Here is a 4,336-nt window from a genome sequence, read left to right as displayed (position 1 = left end):
CATAATCCCCTTTTTTATAGGATTTAACTGCAACTTCAACGTCATTTGTTTTATATAAAGTAGGATTGAAATTCCCGACAAACCAGCCTTTTATCATATCATCCAGTTTAGCTATTTTCATACGGAGGCAAGTCCTTTCTTAAAATCAATATAAAGATTCAGGTCTTCAGGAGTGCCTGTACCATGCATTTGATCTTTATCAATGTTATAAATGCCTATTTTAGAGCCTTCTTTGATTGAATAATTATAGACAGGACATACATAAAACTCATTATTTACCCTGTCATTTCTAACAATCATATCTATTGCAGATTCTACAAAAGTTCTTCCTTTTGTAAATAAATAAATTCCAACAGTAGCATAGTTACTTATAGGCTCTTTTTCCTTAACTTCAGTAACTATGCCATTAGCATCAATTTTTGCAAAACTCCATTTAGGATGATTATCTTCAAAAGTAAGAATAGAGCCATCCAGATTTCTTTCAAAATTATCCTGAATATAATCGGAAATATTCATATCAACAATCTGATCACTATTAGCAATTAATAAAGGTTCGTCATTATTAATAAATTTATGAGCGTGTAATACTGTGCAGGCTGCCCCTTCTGTAAGGTAATTAATCGGTATAAATTCAATATTATAATTATTTTCCAGCTCTTTAACAGTATCAGGTTCGCTTAATAAATGTTCTTCTCTGCAAATAAGAATATATCTTGCATTTTTAATATTTAAATTTTCAAGTACATGAAGAATCATTGGTTTTCCAAGAACATCTATAAAAGGTTTTGGCTTTTTATAACCGGCCTGAGTAAATCTACTGCCGGCACCGGCCATTGGGACAATTATATTAAAATTCATCTTTTACAGGTCTCCTTTTTATTTTCCAAATGTTTTAAAAAGCTTGATATATCTTCAGGAGCTGCTACTGAAATGTATTGTTCCCTATCAATATTGTAGGTTCCTATTTTGTGCTGCTTAAGGATCATCTCATTGTATGAAGGGCAGACATAATAAAGATCATTTACACTGGCATCCTTCTCAATCATATCCATTGCAGATTCTACAAAATCTTTACCTCTTTTAAAGTAATATACACCGGCTGTGGCATGCCTGCTGATAGGTCTTTTTTCTGCAGCTTCGATAACCAGATTATCATCTCCAAGCCTTACATAAGACCATCTGGGATGTACAGAATCAAAGGTAATTATTCCGCCAGCTAAATCTTGCTGTGTAAAAGAATTAATTACCTGAGTAAAATCAACTTCCAGTATCTGATCACCATTAACAATTAAAAGAGGTTCATCATTATTTATATGTTCGACTGCTAGTAATGCTGTACAGGCAGCACCTTTAGTAACATTTTCAACATTTACAATCTTGGCATTAGGAATTAAAAGGTTTATGACATTATTAAGATGAAATCTGTCACTATCTTCTTTTAAAACAGTAAAAATAAAGTTTGCTTCCTTTAATTTTTCATAACTGTTTATTACGTACTCAACAAGCGGTTTTCCTTGTATTTCTGTTAAATATTTTGGGTACAGATAACCTTTATTAAAAAAATCAGTTGAATTACCCGCCAATAATACCAGAATATTCATTTATTCCCTCTATTTCCATTATTCTATTCATAATATTTGTAAGGTTAACGTCTTCGACTGACTTTACAACAAGCAGATTAGCTCCACTGGCTTTTGCTGCTTTTATTCCATTTTCATTATCCTCAACAATAAGGCATTCCTGAGGATCTAACCTTAATTTACTTATTGCTGTCTGGTAAATTTCAGGATGAGGTTTGCTGTTGGATACATCCTCATTGCTTAAAGTAAAATCCAGATATTGCTGTAAGCTACTTTTTTCCATCATAAGATCGACTGTTTGTCTTATGGAGTTTGAAGCAACAGCAAGTCTATACCCGTTATTTTTAAGATGTGATAATGCATATTCGTGGAAAAAAAGCGGTTTACATTTATTAAAAATGTATTCAGTAGTATATACTTGCTTCATTCTATTAATAAAACCATGTAATCCTTTTGGTAAACCTCTTTCCATCGAAAGCATCTCAAGCTTTTTCCTTGTAGGCAAGCCATCATAAGTTACCAGATGATCATATCTGCTTATGCTAAATCCAAATAAATTTAAAGCCTTATTAAGAGCTTCATAATGCCATTCCTTGGCATCCACCAGAACTCCATCCATATCAAAAATTATTGCTTTAATTTGGTCCATTGAAAAACTCCTTTGCCTGTTGTGGATAATCTGTGCAAAGCATTATATTTTGAGTATTCAATTTTTTATATTGCTTCCATGCCAATATATGTTCTCTTTTGTGCAATTCACTAGAAACAATACAGACTTGTTTACTGTTATTAAGATGATATTCTATTTTATCGTTTGTTATACAATCAGAATTAAAACAATCCATCCAAACACCCGTGGATTTGCCATAAAAAGGCAGATCTTTTTCATATTCACTACTTCTTGAAAATACGTTTAAACCTTGATTTATATAGCCAATTGTATCAGGAATTGACATATCAAAAACAAAATAATTTTGGATATTATATTTATTAATAAGCCTTTTAAGCTCGTTTTGTAATCCATCCGATTTGATATTAAGAGCAAGATATAAACTTTTGTCATATTCACTGTATATCTGAAGAAATCTATCAAAAGGCATCTCACTACCCTTAGGAGGATCATGGGATATTACCAGAGTTCCTGCAATATCTCTAATATCTGTTTCCGTTCCAAACCCCATTTCAAAAGATCTTCTAAAAGCAATCTCTGTATTCTTTTCTTCCAGTGTCTTCCAGTATCCTCTATGTGAAATTATTTGCATTTAACAGCATCCTTAATTACTCTTCTTATAGTTCTTTTGGGATATTTTATGAGATTTTTTAAAGTGGGTTCTGAATTTTTCCCCACTTCATTATATAAAGAATTTTGCGAAAAATCTGATTTTAATTCAGATTTTGGATAATATTCTATTTTTCCTTTACTTTTTTGTATGCGAATGATGTAACGACTTTTAAACCCTATTTCCAGATCGTTTTGGTAACAAAGTGTAAGTTCTTCATTCTCATTGTCTTTTAATATATTTGTTGGTTTTTTATAATTTTTTGAGATTTCTATCACCGCAACATAAAAGAGAGCAGCGTTTTTCCCTGCTTTTTGTAAAATTTCTTTGTATTCCCTAGTTTTTTTGTATTGTTTTTCATTATCAATTGCTATTTGTCTTATAGTCTTATTTATAAAATAATTTGCTAATAAGAGTCTTGGGTAACAATTTTCTTCTGATATAAAGATTTCATCACTTAAGAAAATTTTATAATATGATTTTGGAATATTTAATTCATAAAAAGCCTGAAATAAAGTATGCACAAAACAAGGTGAAATTTCACTTCTGTAATCTTTATTTATAGCTACATCATTCTCCATAATAACTTTTTCATTTAAGGCTCTTATTGTAAGTTTAGTGCTTGGAAAAAATAATAACGAATAAAGGGACAAGGTAACAGGTTTAGGTAAATCCAAAAATAAATTGAAAGTTTCCCTTAAATCATAATTATCTTCATACGGGTTTTCTAAAATAAAACCATAATCAACCACAATGCCATCTTTGTAATAATTTGATATAAGCTTTGCAGACTCTCTAACTGTATCTGAAAAAACAGGTCTTGTATAAAATTTCCTTAAAACCCTGTCAGATCCGGTTTGTATGCCAAATGCTATATGTTTTACACCTGATCTGGATAAAATATCCATTTTTTCTTTTGTTACAGAGTTAGGAGTTGCGTTAATAAAAATAGGGACATTCAGCTCTTCTCTTATGAATTTACATACTTCTTCTATCTCTTCAACACTTCTTGCCATAAAATCATCATCGTTAAACCAAAAAATATCCATTGCAAGATATTTTGAAATTTCTTTTATTTCTTCAATTATTCGCTTCGGCGATAAAGTTCTATACCATTTATTTTTGGTTTCTTTTGCTATTTTATGATACAGAGAATTTGAGCAATAAGCACAAGCATTAGGACATCCTCTTGAGCTGTAATATAAAAATAAACTCAGGTTAAAGAAAGCTTTTCGTAATTCTTTGTCTTGAGGTATTTTTTGAATGAAACCGTCTTTAAGCATATAACTGTCTATAAATTTATAATCAGGATAGGGTAAAATATCCAAATTAGCTTCCATATGAATGTTTCTTGGCATAATGACATTACCATTTTCTTTGTAAGCAAGGTTAGGAATGTCGGCAAAATTTTTGTCATTATTCAAAAGTTCTTTATACAACTTTAAAAAAGTTAATTCCCCTTCTCCAATGCATATA

General features: G+C 30.7%; 5 protein-coding genes and 1 pseudogene (1 of these 6 only partly in view). All 6 read right to left on the bottom strand.

Translation table 11 applies throughout. The annotated features are described in order from the left end of the window. A pseudogene (locus A2255_00410) lies at positions 1-121 on the bottom strand (hypothetical protein); it reaches 215 nt to the left of the window's first position. Next, the gene (locus A2255_00405; protein ID OGI18109.1) at positions 118-858 is read right to left on the bottom strand and encodes a lipopolysaccharide biosynthesis protein; all 741 of its coding nucleotides are present in this window, start codon (positions 856-858) and stop codon (positions 118-120) included. Before A2255_00405 ends, A2255_00410 begins: the two are co-directional and overlap by 4 nt. Next, positions 855-1,601: a hypothetical protein gene (locus tag A2255_00400; GenBank protein ID OGI18108.1), complete on the bottom strand. Its 747-nt coding sequence runs from the start codon at positions 1,599-1,601 to the stop codon at positions 855-857. The genes A2255_00405 and A2255_00400 overlap by 4 nt, the downstream gene beginning before the upstream one ends. Beyond that, positions 1,573-2,229, bottom strand: a complete 657-nt coding sequence (locus A2255_00395; GenBank protein ID OGI18107.1) for an HAD family hydrolase — start codon at positions 2,227-2,229, stop codon at positions 1,573-1,575. The genes A2255_00400 and A2255_00395 overlap by 29 nt, the downstream gene beginning before the upstream one ends. Then, positions 2,216-2,842, bottom strand: a complete 627-nt coding sequence (locus tag A2255_00390; protein ID OGI18106.1) for a hypothetical protein — start codon at positions 2,840-2,842, stop codon at positions 2,216-2,218. The genes A2255_00395 and A2255_00390 overlap by 14 nt, the downstream gene beginning before the upstream one ends. Continuing rightward, positions 2,833-4,299, bottom strand: a complete 1,467-nt coding sequence (locus tag A2255_00385) for a hypothetical protein (protein ID OGI18105.1) — start codon at positions 4,297-4,299, stop codon at positions 2,833-2,835. The genes A2255_00390 and A2255_00385 overlap by 10 nt, the downstream gene beginning before the upstream one ends. Between the last annotated feature and the right edge of the window lie 37 nt (positions 4,300-4,336).

It is taken from the genome of Candidatus Melainabacteria bacterium RIFOXYA2_FULL_32_9 (genome assembly GCA_001784615.1).
Taxonomy (GTDB): Bacteria; Cyanobacteriota; Vampirovibrionia; order Gastranaerophilales; family UBA9579; genus UBA9579.
Note: the sequence above shows the minus strand (reverse complement) of the source record. Positions and strands in the feature narration are given on the sequence as shown.

Excerpts from the sequence above, each read along its gene's own strand:
- A2255_00405 (OGI18109.1), bottom strand. The coding sequence starts at position 858 with ATGAATTTTAATATAATTGTCCCAATGGCCGGTGCCGGCAGTAGATTT.
- A2255_00400 (OGI18108.1), bottom strand. The coding sequence starts at position 1,601 with ATGAATATTCTGGTATTATTGGCGGGTAATTCAACTGATTTTTTTAAT.
- A2255_00395 (OGI18107.1), bottom strand. The coding sequence starts at position 2,229 with ATGGACCAAATTAAAGCAATAATTTTTGATATGGATGGAGTTCTGGTG.
- A2255_00390 (OGI18106.1), bottom strand. The coding sequence starts at position 2,842 with ATGCAAATAATTTCACATAGAGGATACTGGAAGACACTGGAAGAAAAG.